This window comes from Fibrobacter sp. UWB2 (assembly GCF_002210425.1).
GTDB lineage: Bacteria > Fibrobacterota > Fibrobacteria > Fibrobacterales > Fibrobacteraceae > Fibrobacter > Fibrobacter elongatus.
Genome location: NZ_MWQK01000004.1, coordinates 66694 through 87969 on the forward strand (window position 1 = coordinate 66694; position 21276 = coordinate 87969).

General features: G+C 49.9%; 17 protein-coding genes. 10 read left to right on the forward strand and 7 right to left on the reverse strand.

Annotated features, from left to right (window positions below):
* Window positions 1-80 precede the first annotated feature (80 nt).
* Window positions 81-2990: a DUF349 domain-containing protein gene (locus B7982_RS08455; protein WP_088660363.1), complete on the forward strand. Its 2910-nt coding sequence runs from the start codon at window positions 81-83 to the stop codon at window positions 2988-2990.
* 143 nt (window positions 2991-3133) lie between these two features.
* Window positions 3134-4096 carry an L-threonylcarbamoyladenylate synthase gene (locus B7982_RS08460; protein WP_233138448.1) on the forward strand — a complete coding sequence of 321 codons (963 nt, stop codon included), beginning with the start codon at window positions 3134-3136 and terminating at the stop codon, window positions 4094-4096.
* A 49-nt stretch (window positions 4097-4145) separates the two neighbouring features.
* Here the strand turns inward: B7982_RS08460 and B7982_RS08465 are convergent, their stop codons facing one another.
* A complete protein-coding gene (locus B7982_RS08465) occupies window positions 4146-4874 on the reverse strand; it encodes a M15 family metallopeptidase (protein ID WP_233138449.1) in 729 nt (242 codons plus the stop codon).
* 61 nt (window positions 4875-4935) lie between these two features.
* On the reverse strand, window positions 4936-7287 hold the full coding sequence (locus B7982_RS08470) for a hypothetical protein (RefSeq protein ID WP_088660365.1): 2352 nt from the start codon (window positions 7285-7287) through the stop codon (window positions 4936-4938).
* A 66-nt stretch (window positions 7288-7353) separates the two neighbouring features.
* Here B7982_RS08470 and B7982_RS08475 point away from each other — a divergent pair, with 66 nt between their 5' ends.
* From B7982_RS08475 to nth, 6 genes are all read left to right on the forward strand, one after another.
* Window positions 7354-8196, forward strand: coding sequence for a nitrilase-related carbon-nitrogen hydrolase (locus tag B7982_RS08475; protein ID WP_088660366.1), 843 nt, complete (start codon window positions 7354-7356; stop codon window positions 8194-8196).
* Window positions 8197-8395: 199 nt separating this feature from the next.
* A complete protein-coding gene (locus tag B7982_RS15020; protein ID WP_181369026.1) occupies window positions 8396-8533 on the forward strand; it encodes a hypothetical protein in 138 nt (45 codons plus the stop codon).
* Between the two features lie 2 nt (window positions 8534-8535).
* Window positions 8536-8898 (forward strand): hypothetical protein, encoded by a 363-nt coding sequence (locus B7982_RS08480; protein WP_088660367.1) that lies wholly within the window; start codon window positions 8536-8538, stop codon window positions 8896-8898.
* Between the two features lie 176 nt (window positions 8899-9074).
* Window positions 9075-10259 (forward strand): phosphotransferase, encoded by a 1185-nt coding sequence (locus B7982_RS08485; protein WP_088660368.1) that lies wholly within the window; start codon window positions 9075-9077, stop codon window positions 10257-10259.
* Between the two features lie 54 nt (window positions 10260-10313).
* The gene (gene cysE, locus B7982_RS08490) at window positions 10314-11102 is read left to right on the forward strand and encodes a serine O-acetyltransferase (protein ID WP_088660369.1); all 789 of its coding nucleotides are present in this window, start codon (window positions 10314-10316) and stop codon (window positions 11100-11102) included.
* Window positions 11103-11156: 54 nt separating this feature from the next.
* On the forward strand, window positions 11157-11783 hold the full coding sequence (nth, locus tag B7982_RS08495; protein WP_088660370.1) for an endonuclease III: 627 nt from the start codon (window positions 11157-11159) through the stop codon (window positions 11781-11783).
* A gap of 29 nt (window positions 11784-11812) precedes the next feature.
* On the opposite strand, the gene B7982_RS08500 is transcribed toward nth, so the two are convergent.
* From B7982_RS08500 to B7982_RS08510, 3 genes are all read right to left on the reverse strand, one after another.
* Window positions 11813-12859, reverse strand: coding sequence for a DUF3300 domain-containing protein (locus B7982_RS08500; protein WP_088660371.1), 1047 nt, complete (start codon window positions 12857-12859; stop codon window positions 11813-11815).
* Window positions 12860-12934: 75 nt separating this feature from the next.
* Window positions 12935-13927, reverse strand: coding sequence for a hypothetical protein (locus tag B7982_RS08505; protein ID WP_088660372.1), 993 nt, complete (start codon window positions 13925-13927; stop codon window positions 12935-12937).
* Between the two features lie 140 nt (window positions 13928-14067).
* The gene (locus B7982_RS08510) at window positions 14068-15735 is read right to left on the reverse strand and encodes a glutamine--tRNA ligase/YqeY domain fusion protein (protein ID WP_088660373.1); all 1668 of its coding nucleotides are present in this window, start codon (window positions 15733-15735) and stop codon (window positions 14068-14070) included.
* Window positions 15736-15938: 203 nt separating this feature from the next.
* Here B7982_RS08510 and B7982_RS08515 point away from each other — a divergent pair, with 203 nt between their 5' ends.
* Both B7982_RS08515 and B7982_RS08520 read left to right on the forward strand, forming a co-directional pair.
* Window positions 15939-18533, forward strand: coding sequence for an InlB B-repeat-containing protein (locus tag B7982_RS08515; protein ID WP_088660374.1), 2595 nt, complete (start codon window positions 15939-15941; stop codon window positions 18531-18533).
* 56 nt (window positions 18534-18589) lie between these two features.
* Window positions 18590-19501, forward strand: coding sequence for a DMT family transporter (locus B7982_RS08520; protein WP_233138450.1), 912 nt, complete (start codon window positions 18590-18592; stop codon window positions 19499-19501).
* Between the two features lie 4 nt (window positions 19502-19505).
* Here B7982_RS08520 and B7982_RS08525 read toward each other — a convergent pair whose 3' ends face one another.
* Window positions 19506-21026: a Na+/H+ antiporter NhaC family protein gene (locus B7982_RS08525; protein ID WP_088660376.1), complete on the reverse strand. Its 1521-nt coding sequence runs from the start codon at window positions 21024-21026 to the stop codon at window positions 19506-19508.
* A 3-nt stretch (window positions 21027-21029) separates the two neighbouring features.
* Entirely contained in the window at window positions 21030-21203 is a 174-nt protein-coding gene (locus B7982_RS14915; protein WP_158212987.1) for a hypothetical protein, read from the reverse strand.
* Window positions 21204-21276: the final 73 nt, after the last annotated feature.

A 21276-nucleotide genomic window follows, 5' to 3' on the forward strand; every position in this document is an offset into this window, starting at 1 on the left:
TTTTTCCTGACTATAATATTTTTTTAGTTAGATTATGCTATACGGAGCTGAGGAAGCCCCGCCTACCTATTGGAGATATTATGAGCATTTTTGACGCATTTAAACCGAAATGGCAAAATTCCAACCCCGCAAAGCGCATTGAAGCAATTGCAGACTTGGATGAACTCACTAGTCAAGATATTGTCGAACGAGTGGCCCTTTCTGATGATAATGTCGAAGTGCGAATGGCTGCAGTTAAGAAACTTGCAATTATTAAGACACTTCAGGATATTTCGACAAAAGACAGCGATGCCGGCGTACGCCGTTTGGCAGAATCGAGAGCTTTCGAAGAAATCGTCAAAAAGCTGAAAAACTTTAACGAATCCGCTCTGAATAGCGAAGTCCTCGGTTACATCGAAGCCATCAAGGACACTCGCTATACCGAAGATGTCCTCAAGGCAACAGACAACGTAAATCTGAAGAGAGAACTTGTCAAGCAGTGCAGCAAGCAGTCCCTGCTCGCCCAGATCGCTACCCGCGATTCCAGCGAAGAAATCGCACTGCAAGCCGCAGACCGCGTCACGTCTGAATCATTGCAGGCCGACCTCATCAAGAGCTCCAAGCACACGTCCGTCCGCAAGAAGATTTCGGATAAAGTTCGTGCAAAGAAAGAAGCCGAAGACAATGGCAGAAAGGCAGCCGAACTCTTGCAGAGCAAGCGCGAAGCCCTCATCAAGCAGGCTCACTTCCTCGCCGCCCAAAAGGACGCTTTCGCCACCAAGCCGCAGTTCGACGACTTGATGAACGAAGCTAACGCACTTGGCATGGGCGAATCTGCCGCAAAGCTCAATGAAATTTACGAAAGCTTCAACAAGTTCTACGACGAAGCTAACGCCGCAAAGAAGGCTGCAGAAAACGCCGAAGCCGAAAAGCAGGCAAAGATTGCACGCCTCACGGAATCGCTCACTGAACTCGAAGGTTTTGTCGAAGCAGGCACGACCGAAGAAAACGCTGACCGCGTAAATGCCATCATCCAGGAATGGAACGAAGGCAAGTCCCTTATGGACGCAGCCTTGATCAAGCGATTCAACAACGCCTACTTCAAGTCTCAAGAAGCAAAGAAGATTGAAATTCCGACCGCAGAATCTGAAAACGCAAGCGAAGAAGAAATTGCCATCCGCAAGAGCCTTCTCGAACGTCTCCAGGCTCTCTCCGAAACGGAGATCGATGAAAACACGGGCAAGCACTTGCATGCCATCGTCCGCGAATGGGAAAAGCTCGCCCTCCTCGAAGGCGACGATCCGATTCTCCAGGCTTATAACGCACTCCGCACCAAGCTCAGCGAACTCATCGGTGCATTCAACGAAAAGGCCCAGAAGGTCATCGAAGAAAATTCCAAGAAGCTCCGCGGTCTCATTGAACGTATCCAGAACATCGATGAGAACCAGGAATTCCGCGAAATCCACAAGATTCTCCGCGACACTTATCAGGAATGGAAGGAAATCGTTGGCGAACAGAAGTTCAAGTACCACGATCTCTGGCAGGAATACAAGATTGCCACCTCCCGTTTCCAGGAAATGCAGCAGTGGGAAAACTGGCACAACGAAAAGGACCGCGACACCATCATCGAAGAAATGGACGCGCTCTCCAAGGAAACTCCGAGCCAGGCCGTACTTGCCAAGTTCCGCGAACTCTGCGGCAAGTGGCGTGAAATCGGACCGATTTCTGCAGCCAAGTTCCAGGACTACCGCGACCGTTTCCAGGCCCTCGTAGACAAGGTCAAGGAAAACTGCGCTCCGTTCATCGAAGAACAGAACGCCGAACGCCAGAAGAACCTCGTCGACAAGGAAGCCCTCTGCCAGAAGGTCGAAGACCTCGTCGCTAACGCTGAAATTTTCTGGAAGGACAAGTTCAAGTCCGTGCAGGAAATCCAGGAAAACTGGAAGAACATCGGCATGGTCCCGAAGGAAGCCTTTGCAGCCCTCAACAAGCGCTTCAAGGACGCCGTGAACGCCTTCTATGCCCAGCACAAGGAAAACGTAAAGCTCGAAGACGAAAGCCGCGAAGCCAACTACGAAAAGAAGGTCGCCCTCTGCATCGAAGCCGAAGCCATCAAGGATTCGACCGATTGGAACGCCACCTCCACCAAGCTCAAGCAGTTGCAGGACGCATGGAAGGCAACAGGCCCAGTGCCGAAGAGCAAGTCCGACGAAATTTGGACTCGTTTCCGCACCGCTTGCGATTCCTTCTTCGAAAAGAAGCGCAACCACTTTGAAGAAATGGATGCCGCCAAGCAGAAGAACCTCGAACAGAAGCAGGCCCTCTGCGAAAAGCTCGAAGCTCTCGACATCGCCAATATCACTCCAGAAGTCATCGAAGCTTACAAGGCCATCGATGCTGAATGGAAGACGATTGGCATGGTCCCGAAGGACGCTGTAGAATCCATCAACGAACGCTTCAACGCAATCGTCAATAAGATTGTCGCCAAGATGGCTGAATCTGACCCGGAACTCCAGGCCAAGATTGCAGACATCAAGAAGAAAAAGCAGGAAATGATCGAAAAGGTCCGCCAGTTTGCCGAAAGCGCAGGCTCCAACCAGCTCGCCGATGCCGTTCGCGACATCCAGAAGGAATGGGTCACGCTCGGTTCTTGCGGTAACGACGACGATGAACTCCGCAAGGCATTCCGCGATGTCTGCGACGACTTCTTCACCCGCCGCCGCGACCAGCTCGACATTCAGGAACAGGCTCGCCAGAACAACCTCCAGAAGAAGATTCTCCTCTGCGAACAGGCCGAAGACTTGCTCACTGACTTGAACGATCAGACGGTCGTTGCCTCGATGAACAAGGTCAAGCATTTCCGCCGCCTCTGGAAGGAAGTCGGTGCAGTTCCTCGTGAACACTCCGAAAAAATCTGGAAGCGCTTCAATTCCGCTTGCGACCAGGTGTTTGCCTTCGGCCGCAAGGACGAAAAGAAGGAAGAAGCTCCGGCAGCAACAACCGAAGCTTAAGCAATAGGCGAAAGCCTTCGCAACCTTGTCATGCCCGCCTCCGAGCGGGCATCTCCTTTTTATACGCTAGAGACTGGAGATTCCCGGTCAAGCCGGGAATGACAAATAGACTAAATCCTTCTGCATTTTCTATTTTTTATTTCATGAAATTCCCACCATGGACAAGTGTAAGCGAAGCCGCCCGCCTCCTCAAGGAAGGCGAAGTCGTCGCCATCCCGACAGAAACGGTTTACGGCCTCGCCGGTAACGCTTTCGAGCCCAAAGCTCTCGCCAAGATTTTCGCAGCCAAAGAACGCCCGACGTTCGACCCGCTGATTGTCCATATCGCAGACATTGCACAACTCACCGACATCGCGAAGGACATTCCCGATAGCGCCTACAAGCTCGCCGAAGCCTATTGGCCGGGCCCGATGACCATCATCCTCCCCAAGAAGGATTGCATCCCCGACCTTTGCACAAGCGCCCTCCCCTCCGTGGCGGTGCGCTTCCCAAGCCATCCGATTGCACAGGCAATCATCAAGGAATCAGGACTCCCGCTTGCCGCCCCGAGCGCAAACCTCTTTAAGCACGTGAGCCCCACGACCGCTGAACATGTTGCGGCACAGCTCGCTGACCGCATCGCAGGCATTGTCGATGGCGGCCCCTGTTCCGTCGGTGTCGAAAGTTCGATTATTTCCCTTGTTGGCGAACCGACCGTCATGCGTCCAGGCGCCATCACGCCTGAAATGTTCAAGGCCATCCTCGGTGAAGTAAAAATCAAGGAATCTACATCCAAGCCGGGCCAGCCGATGCTTGCCCCCGGCCAGTGCGATACACATTACCGCCCACAAGTCCCGCTTTACTACGGCGAAGTTCCAGCAGGCTACCCGCTCCCAGAGCATACCGTGCGCATTGCATTCGGTACACAGCAAGGCCCTGTTCCTGCAACTGTAAATTTGTCAGCAACAGGCGACATGGTCGAAGCGACCTCCAAGCTTTACGCCTACATGCACGACCTAGATACGCCCGATTACGACTTGATACTCGTCGATCCCATCCCGAACACAGGCGTCGGCATGGCACTCAACGACCGTCTCAAGCGTGCCAGCATCAAGACACTGCCGTAAATACAAGATTAAAGTTACCATGGGCGGCATCGCCGCAGTAACTCTTAACTCAAATAGGGAACAGCGGGTAGTGTTCCTTGGTATAGGCTCGCGTGAAAGCGTTGAAATGCCACCATTCACTAGAGAGCATCACCCACCCCGCACGCTTCATGATATTGCGGAGCAAGTTGCGGTTATCGATTTGCAGTTGAGTTAGGCGCCCAGACTTTAAAGCATCAGCCTCGCCCACTGCACCCGCACAACGTTCAAACGAATCAAAGTCGGCGCCCATATCCAGCAAATTGCCAGTGCTATCGGCAATTCCCAAATCAAGCGCAAGCCCGTAATTGTGGAGCCCGCCCGTCTTGCCCGACGAAACGAAATGGCTGTAAGGCGTTCCCGCCACAGATTGTTTTAGAACCGACTGCGCATACATCGGGCGCGCCGCATCAAAAATCACAAGCGTATATCCCGGTAATTCCTTGGCGATAATCGAGAGCGCACGTTTGAGCTTTGGCAAACCGTCTTTATGGATAAATGCACGCTGTATACCGCAATACATATCATGACCGGTCACGTTGTTAAATGTGGCATAGCGCAGGTCCATGCGGAGCCCGCGCATATATGTAATTTCAACCAAATTAGAATCGTGACTGGCGTAATCCACCCATTGCTTTGCCGAAGAGCAATAACGCAAAGGTTTCGCTGGCTTCGGCGGCACAAACAAGCTATCCGTCACATGCGCAAACGAAAGAACTGCAGAAAACGCAATTATCAAAAGAATAGATTGCTTCGTCACTTCGATCCTCGCAATGACAACTAGCGCAACTTCCTACAGTCTACTTCCTACCGCCTACTCATTAAATTCCCAGCTGCACTTCTACACCGAACTGGAAGTAAAGGCCCATGCCCTTTGCAATAAACGGCACGAGGTCATAGCCATTCGCGGTATTCTTGTCATTATCACGAGCAACCCAAGAACGTTCACGTCCATTTTCGGAACCGAGGAACTTAAGCGCAGCAACATCGAGCTTCGAGAAGATGTTGTCGAGTTCAAGATAGAACCTTGCATGCCTAAAGAATCCCTTGGACCTTGTCAAATCCAAATTCACGCGCAAGTCGGTTCTGTACAGATCCGTAAACTTGTTGTAATCCTTGAGTTCTCGAGTTCCGTTCTTTTCATTCGTAGCAGGCTTAATCGCATAGTAGTAAAGCGGTCTGTGCCATGCCGCATGGTGCGTCAAGATGACAGACACAATCGAGTCCTTGCGCGGATAATATCTAAAATGCGACACAACGTCCAAACGGGAATTAGCTTCCCACGGCAACGACTTTCCGCCCTTCAATTCGTATTCACCGTAAACAGAGCTTGCATTCATCGCCATCGAGAAGTGGTGCGACGTCTTCCATTCAAGAGAACCCGATGCGCCCGAAACCCAAGCGTAGTCCACCGGAGTTACATCTTCATAATTTGCAAAAGCTTTCGGCAACGGGAGTAGCGGATCAAAGTAGAAACGTCCAAAGCCCGAGAACTGCGCAACCAAGTACTTAGAGCGGTAGCCAAGTCCAAGCTTAAGAGACGTTCCCGATTCCAAGCGGCCCGTCAAGTCGCCATCGTCAAAATAATGTTTCCAGTCGGCACGGTAAGCGGCATTACCAAAGAGTCTCCAGTAAGCAGAATCCGTTTTGGACAAATTGCGTTCCATATCGAACGAGGCCGTTGGCAATGCCTTATGGTCTGCCGCATCGGCAACAGCACCCACGGAGATGATGTGCTCAGAAAATTCATTCTTCCAGTCAAGCGTTACAGCACCCGACAGAACCCCCGTCTGGTAATCGCTACTTTCTTCGCCACCAGGAATCGGATAGCTGCGTTCAACCATGTGATGTTCATAAAGAACTGCACCACGAAGGCCTGCACCAAAGATATCCGCATTGAAGTCCTTATCTGCACCGGCACTAAGCGTCGTATGCGTCTGGCTATAGCCATCAATAAACGTTCTTGCCGATTCTTCCGAGAGCTTGCCCGAACGGAACCCCGTCGTATCACGCAACGTATCGCTCAGGTGTTCACGCACAAGACCTGCATGGAAGCTAGCTCCGAACTTCGAAGCGTATTCGGCACCGATAACCAAATAGCTTTGGCTACCTTCAATAATATCAATCGAATTGACCGCACCGTACGTAGACGAAGTATCCTGGCTGACCTTATATTCGTCGGAACTGTACAACGTACGCAAAGCCCAAGTCTTGTTGCCAAGCGAATCAGAACCGTTCAACTGCGCATAGATGTCAAACGCAGTAAGGTCAAACGGATCCGAAGACTTCACCTTGCAGTCGTCAGAGCAATCGTCATCGCGCTTGCGGAATTCCGTAAAGAACTTTTCGCCCAGATTCTTGAGCATTTCGCCATCGAGACGACGGAACGCAAAGCGGAAGCTATCCCAAATAAAGAATGGAGCATCAAGTACAACTTCCTGCACGGTAAGCCCAGCAGAACCTCTCAAGCCCCACTCGCCCTTCGTCTGTTCCGGAATGTACTGGATCGAGGTTGCAAGTCCCTGGCCCACCGGACCTTGTCCATAATGGTCATGAACTTCGATACCGCTCAACGTATGCGGATTTATAATAGAAAGGTTGCCCGGGAAACCGACATCCAGGTGGCGCATGTTCGGGATACGGAGACGGCCCAAATGATAAGCAACGTCGCCTGCACGAGAACCGTCATAGTAAAGGGCACTGCTAAAATCCTTCTGTCCTGAAATACCGGGCATCTGGCTCAAGTGTTCCGTCAAGTCAAAACGCATGCCCGCAGCATCTTCGAGCTTTTCAAGTTTCACCGTACGTTCGACTTCCCACTTGACCGGCTCGCCATCACCGATAATCGTGCTTGCCCCGAGATTCGTGACATTCGTGCTAAGCGTTATCACCATGTCCAGAAGGTCAGCATAGTCCTGCAAGTCCACAAAGACGCTATCGAAGCCCTCTTTCTTGAACACGAGCGTCGCATTCTTGGAATCCACAGACAGTTCAAAACGGCCTCGGGAATCAGTCTCCCCGATCCGCTTGCCGGACTTATAAGAAACGGCGACATCCTTGACTGGCAAATCGGATTCCGCTTCAAGGACAACACCAATAATCGTTGTCGGGGATGCAGCGAGAGCCCCAACGACAAGGAACAGGATAAAACAGAAAATTAGGCGAAACTTCATGCTTTCAAAATAGATATTTTACGCAGAAAAAATCACGACAAGCATTCAACATCTTATATTATACGCATGCTTAAAGTTTATTTAGTCCAGTTCGATAGCGCCAAAGGCAACAAAACCGAAAATCTAGCACGCGCAAAGAAGATGATTCTCGACGCAAAGCCCGATGCAGGGAGCCTCGTGCTCCTTCCCGAGATGTTTGCCACAGGGTATGTCCCCGCCGATCTGGACGATGCCGCCGAAGACTTCAGTTCAAACGAGTCTAGCGAAACATCACGCACGCTCTCCGAAGTTTCCACAGCGACCGGCTGTACCATCATGGGGGCAGGCATCACCCGCGCAAGCGACGGTTTTTACAACCACGTGAGCATCTACAAGCCGCGCGAAACCAAGGAATTCTGCGGCTACAACAAGATGAACCTGTTCTTCCCGGAAAAGGAAAGCTTTAAAGCCGGCGAAAATATTAATTTATTTAAATTAAAGGAGATTCCCGATCAAGTCGGGAATGACAATAAGGCAGAATCTGTAAGCTGGACAATAGCTTCGTTCATCTGCTACGACCTGCGATTCCCAGAAATCTTCCGCGAAGCGACCAAAAAAGGCGCAAATTTCATCACGATCCAAGCGGCGTGGCCCGCCAAGAGACGCGCCCACTGGGAAACGCTCATCAAGGCACGAGCCATCGAAAACCAGGTCTATATCGCCGCCGTGAACGCCGTCAGCGAAAGTAGCGACCAAAAGCTCCCGCTTGCGGGCACCTCCCTCATCATTTCGCCAAATGGAGACGTTCTCGCCGAAGGCCCAACCCAACGCGAAATGGTCATTTCGGCCGAGCTAGACCGTGAGGCCGAACGTGATTACCGCAAAAACTTTCCCGTTCTGGATGGTATTGTCCCCCCGGAATTTTTATAATCTCGCCCACCTTAGTGAATTGAATCACACCGCCGTCCATAAGCCCATGGACATCTAGTCAATCCTAATTCGTTGACCATCAATGTGTTACAGAACACAATTTTTATATATTTGCCGAAAAATTTTCTTTCCGGTATTGACATTTTTACCACAGAAAGATTATTTTTATATTACGTCTTTTAAGAAAAAGAGGCTTAATATGGCAACAACAAGTAAAATTGACGAAGCAAAAGAGCTCATCAAAGCAGGGCTCAAGCGCGAGCTGATTTTAAAGATCACCTCCATTTCGGAATACGAGTACAGCCTTATCCAGCGCGAACTCCTCGCCACGGCATAGGTTTGCAACTCATTTTAAACATACCCGCCCAAAAAGCAACCGACGGCGCTTCACGCAAGGCCGCCGTTATCGCCTGTTACAAAGACGGGAGTCTCTTGCTCGACGCAAGGGACAATCTCAAGCCGGCCAGGTTCACCATGCACCCCACTGATAAATTTCCGTGGAGTGAATTCATCGAAAAACTGCTTGCCGCATGGCAACTCTGCGATTACAGCGATGTTCCAGAAGCTTTCAAGCCCGTGAAGCAGATTCCTCCCTTCGTCATTGAAGGTCTTCCACGCGAACCCGTCCCGCAACAGCTAAAAGTCCTAGCTTCGTTGCGATCTCAGGGGTATTTTGCCCCGCTCACAAGTCCCGGAAAATAAAAAAAAGCGTATAAAAAAAGAAGAAAGCGCCCCCTAATCCAAATCGAAGGCACTTTCTTTATTTTTCCAAGGAGAATCCACCCTTCCATCTCCTACGTTTAATATTATATATTATTTTGGTCAAATGGTTTATTATTTAAAAAATATTTTCTGGTCAAAAATTATATATTCGGACTATGAACCTTATCAAGTATTTTAGCAAACAACGTTGGTTCATGGGAAAAAACAGGACCATCACCCGCGTCGACCAAATTGATTCCACAGAAGCTGGCGGTACGCGCATTCGACTTATCAAGGTTTCGTTTGACGACGGAGAAAGCGATATCTATACCGTCATTGACGATGAAAACGCGGCCGGGAAGATTCTCGAAGACGCATTCCTCGATGGTTCCCAACAGTCCGTTTTCGCAGGCGACTCCGGATTTTTCTCGTTTAGAATTACATCGCCATTTTCTAGGGCGGCCCTCACGAGCATCAAGCCCGTATCAAAGGAGCAGAGCAACTCCGCATTTTGCGCGCCCGGCAAGTTTTTCTTCAAGCTATACCGCAGGCTAGAACCGGGGTTACATCCCGAAGCCGAAATTCTAGAAGCGATGAACAAGGCCGACAGCAGCCGCGTCCCGAGACTTTACGCCGTCTGCAATTACAAGGCCAAAGGCGGTGAAGTTTACACGTGGGGAATCCTCGAAGAACATTTCCCGAACGCACTTGACGCCTGGAGCGAATTCTGCAACAACATGGATAGCACAGACGCCTTCCAGCTCGGGATGTCCACCGCGCAGATGCACGAAAGCCTCAAGCGTTTAAGCGGTCCCAAGTACAGCGGCATCGAGCCGCCATTCGACCGATTGCAACAGTTGCTCCAAAACTCCACGGATACCGAGTACGCTCCGCAACTGCGTGAAAAGCTCCCAGAACTGCGCATCCGCTACAGTGACTTGCTCCGCGAGACGTTCAGCGACAAGACTATCAAAAAGCAGCGCATCCACGGGGATTACCACCTCGGGCAAGTGCTGATTACGCAAAGTGCAAATGGCACCAAGCATTTCGAGATTATCGACTTTGAAGGGGAACCCACGCGAAGCCTCGACTACAGGCGCACTATCCGCTCCCCCGCCGTCGATATCGCCGGGATGTTGCGCAGCTTTGCCTATGCAGGCGCCGTCGCGAAGACCGACCCGGCCGAAGCGCAAAAAGCATTTGTCACAGGGTACTCCAAGGTTTCCGGGATTTCTACCGAAGAAATCGAGAAGGAATCCAAGCCCTACATTCTCGCAAAAGCCATCTACGAAGCCTGCTACGAGCTAGAATTCCGCCCCGACTGGTTCTGGATTCCCGCCAAAGCATTGCTAGAGTTATAAGAAAAGCAAATAGGCCCGCGCCGCGGTCACATATTTTTTATATTTGGCGTCATCATGACACCAGAAGAAATGGAACAGTTACTCCGCAAGGACGCAGCAGAGCTCGTCAAGACCGAGCCGCTTTCGAAGTTGATGCTCGAAGAGCAAATCCTTAACCGCAAGAACTTTGCGGATATGCTTGGAGTAACCCTCGCCTGTCAGCTCGCCGGTGAAGTCATCGACCGCGCAGAACTCGAGAAGATGTTCCGCGTCATGTACGAAAAGTATCCCAACTTGCTCATTTGCGCGACAAAGGACTTGCACGCAACGGTCCTCCGCGACCCCGCTTGCACGGGCCCCCTCGAACCTCTACTGTTCTTCAAGGGTTTCCAAGGATTGCAAGCCTACCGCGTAGCCCATATCCTTTATGAAGAAGGCCGCCACTTCCCGGCCAAGATGCTCCAGAGCATCATCAGCCGCAAGTTCGGCATGGACATCCACCCGGCTGCAAAGATTGGCCACGGACTTTTGGTGGACCACGCCACAAATATCGTCATCGGTGAAACAGCAACCGTCGGCAACAACGTGAGCTTTTTGCACGGCGTGACCTTGGGTGGAACCGGTAACGAAATCGGCGACCGTCACCCGAAAATCGGAAACGGCGTGATGCTCGGCGCACACGCTCAGTTGCTCGGCAACATCCACATCGGAGACGGCGCAAAGATTGGCGCTGGCGCCGTGGTGCTTTGCGATGTTCCTGCTCACACGACTTATGCAGGCGTCCCGGCCGTTCAAGTGGGCCACCCGCACGACGACATGCCGAGCTTCAACATGCAGCAAGACTTTACGCGCGACAAAAACTAAACGGAAGAACGCCCAAGGGCTACAGACGAAAGACGAGAGCGCAGGGGGCATCGCATGAAGAAAAGCGACAAAATCAAATTCATTGGCGATAAGCTGGACGAACTATACCCTAGTCCACCCATCCCGCTAGATTTTACAAGCCCATTCACGCTCCTCGTGGCCGTTGTATTAAGCGCTCAATGTACAGACATCCGCGTAAACCAGGTGACTGCGGTCCTCTTCAAAGAAGCAAACACTCCCGCCAAGATGATCAAGCTCGGTGTAGACCGCATTGCCGAAATCATCAAGCCTTGCGGTTTCTTTAACACCAAAAGCGTAAACATTTTCAAGCTCTCGCAAGCGCTCGTCGAAAAGTTCAAAGGCGAAGTCCCGCACACATTCGAAGAACTCGAAAGCCTCCCTGGAGTCGGACATAAGACGGCGAGCGTCATCATGAGTCACATCTTTAAGCTCCCAGCATTCCCGGTCGACACGCACATTCATCGCCTCGCTGAACGCTGGGGATTAAGCGACGGTTCAAGTGTTGAAAAGACCGAAGAAGATTTAAAAAAAGCTTTTCCCAAAGAAGAATGGGAAAAGCGTCATTTGCAAATCATTTATTTTGGGCGCAACTACTGCAAAGCGCGCGGGCATAAAGATGAAGAATGCCCAATTTGCTCTGTAGTGAAAAAGCGCGGATAGGATTGCGGCAATTCCGCCCCGAGATAGCCTTACCTTCTACGCGATGGAGGCGGAGGAGGCGCATTACGCGGACGATCGGAACGGCGCGAATTCCAACGTTTGTCCTCATCATCGTTCGAGCTAGAAGCCTGCGGCGGAGGTGGTGCCGGGCGCTTGTAATTCGGCGGTGGCGGAGGCGCCGGTCGAGAATTATTCGAAGATGCCTGAACTGAAGGCGATGATTTTCTCAAGACATTTGACTGCTGAGGAGCAGCTGTCGCAGAGCGCCAGTTGTTAGAAGGCGGCATTGGCGCAGGAGACGAAGAATGCCAGGTTCCATTGCGCGGACGCGGAGGAGGCGGATTGTTAAAACGCGGCCCCGTAGCAGGTCTTGCCCTTACACGGTGACGCGGAGGCGGTGCATAACGGTGCGGATGGCGGTAATGCGGGCGGCGGTGTACCCAATCGTAATAGAACGGATCCCAGCCCCAGTAAACGAGACCGGCCCCAGTCCAAACGCCATTCACATAGCGCAAGCGGAAACTACCGTCCGAAACAACGTAATAGACAACACGCGGGTCGTATTCCGGAACGTACACATATTCTTCGCGAACCGGCTGAATCGACACGTTATCATCAACCTTCACAGCAATCTTATCATCACTATTCAAATAGCCATTCTTGTGGGCAACCTTGCGCATTCTCTGCACAGCATCCATCACATCGGCTTTTTGCATTTCGACCGCTTCGCCGAGCTGGTTTGCCCACGTCGCATATTTTGCAAGCTTGCGGAGGACATCCGGGAACGGGATAAGCGCAATCACCGACTCATCGTAATCGAGTTCGGCTCGTTCAATTGCAGCCGCCAAATCATCACCCTTCAAATGGCGATTTGCAGTTGCAAATGCAGATGCACTTGGAAGGTCTTCGCCATGCGTTGTCGCATCCAATACGTGCACCAAGAGCGGGTCCGGATAAAGCGCAATCGTCGAAACGAGCGTATCCAGTTCCGAAGGCGTATAGCGCGTCTGGGCGTTCGCCAATCCTGCCAAAAGAAACACCAATGGCAGAACGTATTTTAACGTCTTTTTAAACATAGGAACCTCCTTATCCTTAAAATACATCTTATTAGATGCCGCCGACCACCCCTTGGTTTCAAGATTATCCAAAAACTACTTTTGATTTGCCCAAATCAAGTAATCCTTGAGGCCCTCGATTTGCTTTTTATCCAACTGGAACGATGCTGTCGGATAATCCAGAAGGAGCATATCGTAAAAAACGAATTCATCCAACTTATCCGCTTCAATAACCTTAACAAGCCTTTTCAGTACGTCAACGGAATCTACAAGAGCCTTATCGCCTATAAACGGAAGGAACCCCATCAAGCATTCCCTATACATTGCTTGAGGCATTGAATACTTTTTTGCCTTCGCCTTATACACGGGTTCATAAAACCATGCCGCTTGAACAAATGCATAATACGACCAAATCGAGTCGGCAACAATATTCACATTCCCCGTAACAGAATCCCTGGACATCCTTACCTGTGGGTTAAAAGTCCAATTCTTAATATTCAAGCCATTTAATCCGTAAATTTCCTTGCGCAACGCTTCCAATCGCGGGTTATTGCGGTTCAGGACTTTTGCAATAGAAATTTCATCAAGAGCTTTTTCCTTTTGGCCCTTGATTTTATAGACATCGGCAAGCAACCAGTGTGCGAGAAAATCCACATAGTTTGCCTCAATCGCCTTTTTATACCAAAGTTCAGCCTTGTCCCAATTTTCTTCGATCCCGTAAGTCTGACCAATATAGGTTATAGCGCTATACAATTTCGGATCCTCTTGCAAAGCGAGCGTGTAGGCATCACGAGCCTTGGCATACTGATGGGACCCAAAATAATTTTCAGCCTTGTCGAGTAATTTTTTAGCCTCGCCCGTAGCCTTAATCGCTTTCACATCATAGCTATCGCCCTTTTTCTCACGGTAGACCGGGTAGTTTATCAGCCGACTTCGATCAGGCACTGGAATTGGTTTTTCCAAATATTTTAACGAGTAAAGAGTTTTTGACTCTTTAATGATTTCCATCGCCTCTTGCAAAGGATTTTCATCTTTGGCAAATGAAAGCGCCACAAGCGCACATATCAAAATCAGAATTTTACTTTTCATAGATCACATTCCTTCTTAGTTTAGTCTACTAAAACAAAATACAAAATAATCACAATAAAACAAAAGACCCCGGCGATTAAGCCGAGGTACTTAATGGATCCCCTACGCTTCGCTTCGAGGATGACGTCCAAGGACGTCAATTACTTTGTCGGGTTGAAGCTGTCCTTCAAACCAACAGTTCTGTTGAACACGAGGTGACCCGGCTTGGAGTCTTCGCTATCGAGGCAGAAGTAGCCCTGACGCATGAACTGGAAGCGGTCTTCGAGCTTGGCGTCGGCGAGAGCGGGTTCCACCTTGGCCTGCTTCACGACCATGGAATTCGGGTTCAGGTAATCGTGCCAATCTTCGCCTTCCGGGACCTGAGCAGGATCTTCGAGCGTGAACAAGTTATCAATGAGGCGCACTTCGGCATCCACAGCGTGTGCTGCAGAGACCCAGTGGATCGTGCCCTTGACCTTGCGGCCATCCGGAGATTCGCCACCCTTGCTGAGCGGGTCATAGACGCAGTGGATTACCTTGACCTTGCCGTCTGCATCCTTTTCGACGCTCTTGCAAGTGACAAAGTAAGCGCCCTTGAGGCGGACTTCGCCTTCCGGCTTCAAGCGGAAGTACTTCTTCGGCGGTTCCTCCATAAAGTCGTCTGCTTCGATGTAGAGTTCACCGCTGAACGGCACCTTGCGGGTTCCTGCGTTCGGGTCGTTCGGGTTGTTCTCGACTTCGATCATTTCGACCTTGTCTGCTTCCCAGTTGTCAATCACGAGCTTGACCGGATCAATCACGGCCATCACGCGGTTAGCGGTCTGGTTCAATTCTTCGCGGATGCAGAAGTAAAGGAGGTTCACATCGACCATGGAGTCGGCCTTGGAAACACCGATGCGGCTGCAGAACTCGCGGATGGAGCTCGGGGTAAAGCCACGGCGACGGAAACCACAAACGGTCGGCATACGCGGGTCGTTCCAGCCAAGCACAGCCTTTGTCTGCACAAGTTCGAGGAGCTTCCTCTTACTCATCATCGTGTACGTGAGGTTCAAGCGAGCAAATTCAATCTGCTGCGGACGGTTCTGCAAACCAAGTTCAATGAGGAACCAGTCATAAAGCGGACGGTGGGCTTCGAACTCGAGCGTGCAGATGGAGTGCGTGATGCCTTCGATCCAGTCGCTGATCGGGTGGGCAAAGTCGTACATCGGGTAGATGCACCACTTGTCGCCAGTGCGATGGTGCGTGCAATGCTTGATGCGGTAAATGACCGGGTCGCGCATGTTCATGTTCGGGCTTGCGAGGTCGACCTTGGCACGGAGGCACTTTTCACCGTCGGCGTACTTGCCGTCGCGCATTTCGTGGAAGAGCTTCATGTTCTCTTCGACGCTGCGGTCGCGGTAGGGGCTCGGGCGAGAAGGCTTACCGGCATCGTTGCCACGGTATTCCTGCATTTCGTCGCGAGTCAAATCTTCGACGTAAGCCTTGCCCATTTCAATCATCTTTTCGGCAAAGGCGTAAATCTGGTCGTAGTAGTCGCTTGCGAAAAATTCTTCTTTCCATTCAAAGCCGAGCCACTTCACGTCTTCGCGGATGGAATCGACGTATTCCACATCTTCCTTGGTCGGGTTCGTGTCGTCGAAGCGGAGGTTCGTAAAGCCGCCGAACTTTTTAGCAGTGCCGAAGTTCAAGCAGATGGACTTGGCGTGTCCAATGTGAATATAGCCGTTCGGTTCGGGCGGGAAACGCGTCAGCACGTGATCGCGCTTGCCGGTCTGGAGGTCGTTAACGATAATGTCCTGAATAAAATTCGAAGATTCGGGGATTTCCATAACAGGGTCCTTTTAAAATTTTACGAGGGAAATTTAGAAAATAGACGAGAGACGAGAGACGAGAGACGAGAGGAAATAGTGGCAATATAAGGTTATAGAGCAAGTTTTTTTTAAAATACACCTCCATCAGCGTACAACTTGCAATTCCATATAAATGATGAATTTTACATCCGCTAAAACTATTTAATGATTATATTAAAGATATGAAGTGTTTGTATTCCATGTTATTGCTGTTGTCTTTAGGGGGATTCGGCTTTGCCGCAGTAGGCGACACACGGACCATCACCTATAACTTGAACGGGGGTGTAAACAACCCTGCGAACCCGGATAGCTACGTTGTCGTAAAGGACACGAGTAGCGACTTTTACTCATCCGTAATATCAGACACATGCAAGATTACACTCCTCGAGCCGATCCGCGAAGGTTCCCGGTTTCTGGGCTGGTTTAAAGAAGCTTCCACCGGTATTTTTTACGACGCTCCCCAAAAAAGTATATCCCGTTGCAGTGGAGACCAATACACGCTAACAGCGCTTTGGGCCCCTGCAGTCAAGGAACCCCAGTTAAGTGTTGACAGCTGTTACCAAATCACCTCCAAGGAGGAACTTTACGCCATCCCCAAACTTTCCACCTTTGCTTGCATAGAACTCCAGAACGATATCGTGGTCAATGAAAATCTGCTGGATGCGGAAGGGAACCCAGACTCCACCCGCAATGACATCATGTACTGGCAGCCTTTTGCATTTGGCGGAATAATTGAGGGCAACGGCCACACCATTTCGGGGCTTTATACAAAAAAACAGTATGAAGCCGGGTTTTTCTCTAAGCTTTATGAAGGCGCCGGCAAGCCCCCCGTCGTAAGGAACTTGGGTATTAAGGATTCCTATTTTGAAGGTACCCGTTATGCAGGAGGTATTGTCGGCTATATAGACCAGTCGGCGCTTCTTGTCAATGTTTTTAGCGAGGCGACGGTTGTCGCGCGCGGTAACGCCGGCGGCATTGCCGGTGCAATTATAAGCGAGGAAGACTGGTCGTGCCTTTGTGCTCCGCCTCCCTTGTCAAAGCCTGCCCTAGCAAAGCCCGAATGGCCCACTATGACCCCGAGTAACGTGACTCAGATTATCAACGCCTACAATGCGGGCCGCATTACCGGTGAATCTAGTTATAAGGACGGAGTCGGAGGTATTGTCGGGGAAGCGCAGGATTTTATCCTCGAGAACGTATTTAACGTTGGAACCATTTCTGACAGAGGCGATGCTATTTTTGGTTTCCAAAATCTTCAAAGGTGTTTCTACGACAGTTCCCGCCACCATGTTGAAATCAAGAACGCCTACTATGCCGGCGATGCGACTGCCAAATACGGTGGATCAAAAGCGACAGCGAACGAATTCAAGGACGGGACCGTTCTAGGAAAATTGCAGGAGGGTTCCTATGGCGCCGCATGGGAACAAAACATAGGCATGGATCCGCATCCTGTTTTAAGTTCCAAAGTGAAGTATTACCTTGACTATAAACTGAACGGTGGCACGAACAGCGATAAAAACCCCAAGTATTACACAAACGATTCCGCTGTTATTTTGGCAAGCCCCACAAAGCAGGGCGACACCTTTGAAGGATGGTTCACCGACAATCTGTATAAAGAAAGAATCGATACAATTAAGGTTGGAACAAAAAAATACTACACCCTTTACGCCAAGTGGGAAAGCGAGTACTTTGTGACCTATGTAGCCAATGGTAGCTTAAATTTTGGAATCAATCCCTTGCGCTGGTCCGCGGATTCTGCGACCTATACATTAAAGGGACTAGAAAAAATAGGATACACTTTTGACGGCTGGTATGCCGATTCCACGTTTAAAACGCCTGTGAAGGAACTTACACCGGATCGCCACGATGATATTACATTATACGCAAAGTGGGTGGCGAACAACTATAAAATCACTTACCATTTGAATGGCGGGGTGAATAACACCGACAATCCGGCGACATTTAATTTTGATGTCATCACGACCTTAAAAGAACCAACTCGTGAAGGCTTTGTTTTTGTAGGCTGGTTTGATAAACTCACCTATGCTAATGAAATAAAAGATTTCCCGCAAACGGACTACTTCAGCCGCGATTTCGACCTTTATGCACATTGGTACCCTGAACCCAAGAAACCCGCCACAAATGAAAGTGGTTGTTACATCATCTCGGATCGCAATGAGTTGTACTGGTTTGCGCTGTATACGAGCAAAAAGCTCGATAGCGCCAAAGTTACAGAAACCCACCCCTGCGCCTGGCAAAAAAACGATATTGTCGTGAACGAATCCCTCTTGGACGGGAGCGGCAATTGGGTGGACGGAATTGTACTGTGGCAGCCCATTGGTGTGCTGAGCAGAGGCGAAACGACTCCTGTTTACTATGCCAACAACCATAGTATTTCGGGACTATTCATCAACGATTATTACAGCCAAGGCGTATGGGAGGAATTCTTCTGGCCGGCGGAGAATAAAGGCACATATCCAAAATTCTTAAATAGTTGCGTCAACACAAACAATGGAACCATCTGGTCGGAAAGAATTGGAAGGAAATCGCTTCGCGCGATTTCCAAGGGACCGTCGTTCGGTGTCAAAGTCGCAGGTCGGACATTGCAAGTCTATGGCGCCAAGACAGGCGCAAAGGGAAACGTTTTCGACATGCAGGGCCGGGTCATTTACAATAGGCAGGTGAATGCAACCGGAAATGTTGCGTTCGAAATGCGTCGTGCCGGCAATTATCTGGTTCAAGCGGGTAATCAAGTGCACAGAATCAATGTAAAATAGAGCCTTGATTTCTAACTTTCTCACCCGAGATGGCAAATATTGGATATAGTTTTTTAATGGTACTGGCGGCATTTCTGTGGGGTTCCACATTTGTCGCCCAAATCGAAGGCAACGACGTCGGTCCGTTCGCATTCGTGTGCATGCGAAATTTCATCGCGACAGGTGTCCTTTTCGGACTGGCGAAGGTATTGGACAAATTCAACAAAAGCCCTAGAAAGCCGAAAACGAAAGAAGAAAATCGAGCTCTCTGGAAGGCGGGCCTGATTTGTGGACTTACGCTTTTCTTTGGGATGAACTTGCAACAGACGGGGCTTTTTCTCGGATGTTCCGCCGGAAAGGCGGGGTTCCTCACCGCGTGCTACATCATTTTCGTCCCGATTCTAAGCACATTTTTCGGCAAGAAGATTTCCCCCAAGATTTGGCTTTGCGTTGCCATTACGCTTGAAGGGCTTTACCTGCTCTGCATCAAAGAAGATTTTACCATCCAGCCATCCGATATTATCCTATTGCTTTGCGCGCTCGCCTTTGCGGCTCACATTCTCGTCGTCGGAAAGTACGGCCCTTACATGGACAATGTGAGACTTTCAGCAATACAGTTTCTCGTGGTCGCAACACTTTCCATTTTCCCGATGTTTTTCGTGGACTTGAAAGGAAATTTTGCGGGGTTTGGCACGGTGATAGACGTCTATTCGCATTTCAAGCCGTGGATTCCGCTTTTGTACGCCGCCATCCTTTCGAGCGGTGTGGCGTTCACATTGCAAATTGTCGCGCAAAACAAATTAAGGCCCACCATAGCATCGCTATTGATGAGCCTTGAATCTGTATTTTCCGTGATTTCTGGATGGGTGATGCTCGGTGAGCGATTCACCCTTCAAGAAGGAATCGGATGCGTGCTAATGTTCACCGCCGTCATCCTGGCACAAGTCAATATAAAACGCAAAGGAGATTCCCGATTAAATCGGGAATGACAAATTATTCACCATCCTTCTTGGCACGCTTTTTAATCATCACGAGCGTACCAAAAGTCAGCAGAAAACCGAATAGCAGCGAAAGTACTGCGCTGCGTGTAAAGCCTGCGACAATGTAGGTGACAAATGAAATTGCGGCTACGACAAGCACGTACGGGATTTGCGTATTGACGTGATTCACGTGATTGCATTCTGCACCCGCACTTGCCATAATCGTCGTATCCGAAATCGGAGAGCTGTGGTCTCCGCAAACGGCACCCGCCATACAAGCCGAAATCGAGATGACCATGAGGCTATAATCCACACCGCCAAATGCCGCTACGACAATCGGGATGAGGATGCCGAACGTGCCCCAAGAAGTTCCCGTTGCAAAAGCGAGGAAAGCAGCAATCACAAAGATAATCGCCGGCATGAAGTTCATAAACCCTGCGGCGCCGCCCTTTACAAGGCCAGCCACAAATTCCTTTGCGCCGAGCGCATCGGTCGTGCCCTTGAGTGTCCATGCCAAAGCCAAAATCAAAATTGCAGGTACCATTGCCTTGAAGCCATCCGGCAAGCAAGCCATGCTATGACTGAAGCGCAACACACGGCGGCTCATGTAGAAGCAAACGGTAAAGACAAATGCGCCAAACGAACCAATCGCAAGACCGACAGACGCATCGCTAGAAGCGAACGCATCGACAAAGCCTTTCGCCGCATCGCCTGAAGCAAAATAACCGCCCGTATAAATCATGCCAAGCACGCAGAACACAATCAAAGATGCAATTGGCATGACAAGATCCAGGACTCCGCCTTTCGTCGATGTAAAATTCATTTCTTCCAGGTTTCCGCCAACAGCGTTTGTATGCATTTCATACTTTTTCATCGGGCCGATATTCACATTCCAGATAACAACCAGAAAAAGCGTAAGGATCGTCAAGAGGGCATAAAAGTTAAACGGAATTGCCTTGATGAAAAGCGTAAGGCCATCCTCTCCTTCCACGAATCCCGAAACTGCAGCGGCCCAAGAGCTGATAGGTGCAATGATGCAAATCGGAGCGGCCGTCGAATCGATCAAGTATGCAAGCTTTTCGTGGCTCACCTTATAACGATCCGTCACCGGGCGCATCACACTACCGACCGTGAGACAGTTGAAATAGTCATCGATAAAAATCAAGATGCCAAAGCAAACCGTTGCAATCTGCGCACCGACTTTTGACTTGATGTGCGCCTTGGCCCAGTTGCCAAACGCGGCAGAACCACCCGCTCTGTTCATGAGCGCCACCATTGCACCCAACATAACAAGGAATATGAGAATGCCCACGTTATAAGGGTCTGCGACCTTTGCAATCAAGCCATTTTTGAAAACGGCATCGAAGAATCCCGAGCCTGTTCCTTGGCAAAGAAGAAGTCCACCGACAATGACGCCCACAAAAAGCGACGAGTAAACTTCTTTACTGACAAGGGCGAGAATAATCGCGACAAGAGCCGGCACGAGAGCCCAGAAAGTTCCATAAGCCATTATTGTATTTGTGGCCTGTTCCATAAATTACTGTTCCTCTGGATTTAAGGATTTGAGCGGATTTTTAATTCCTGCATTTTCCAATTTTTGCAAGACTTCAATAACATAATCAATCGCATCCAAAGAATGCGAACTCGCGTACATTCTCAAGTCAGAAAGTGCATAGATAGCCCTCTGGTTGTTCATTTCTTTTTCCGACATAAAATTCTCCTTTGCATTTTTCAAAAAAATACCTAAAAAATCTAATTATTGCACGAGAATAAAATGGCGTGAA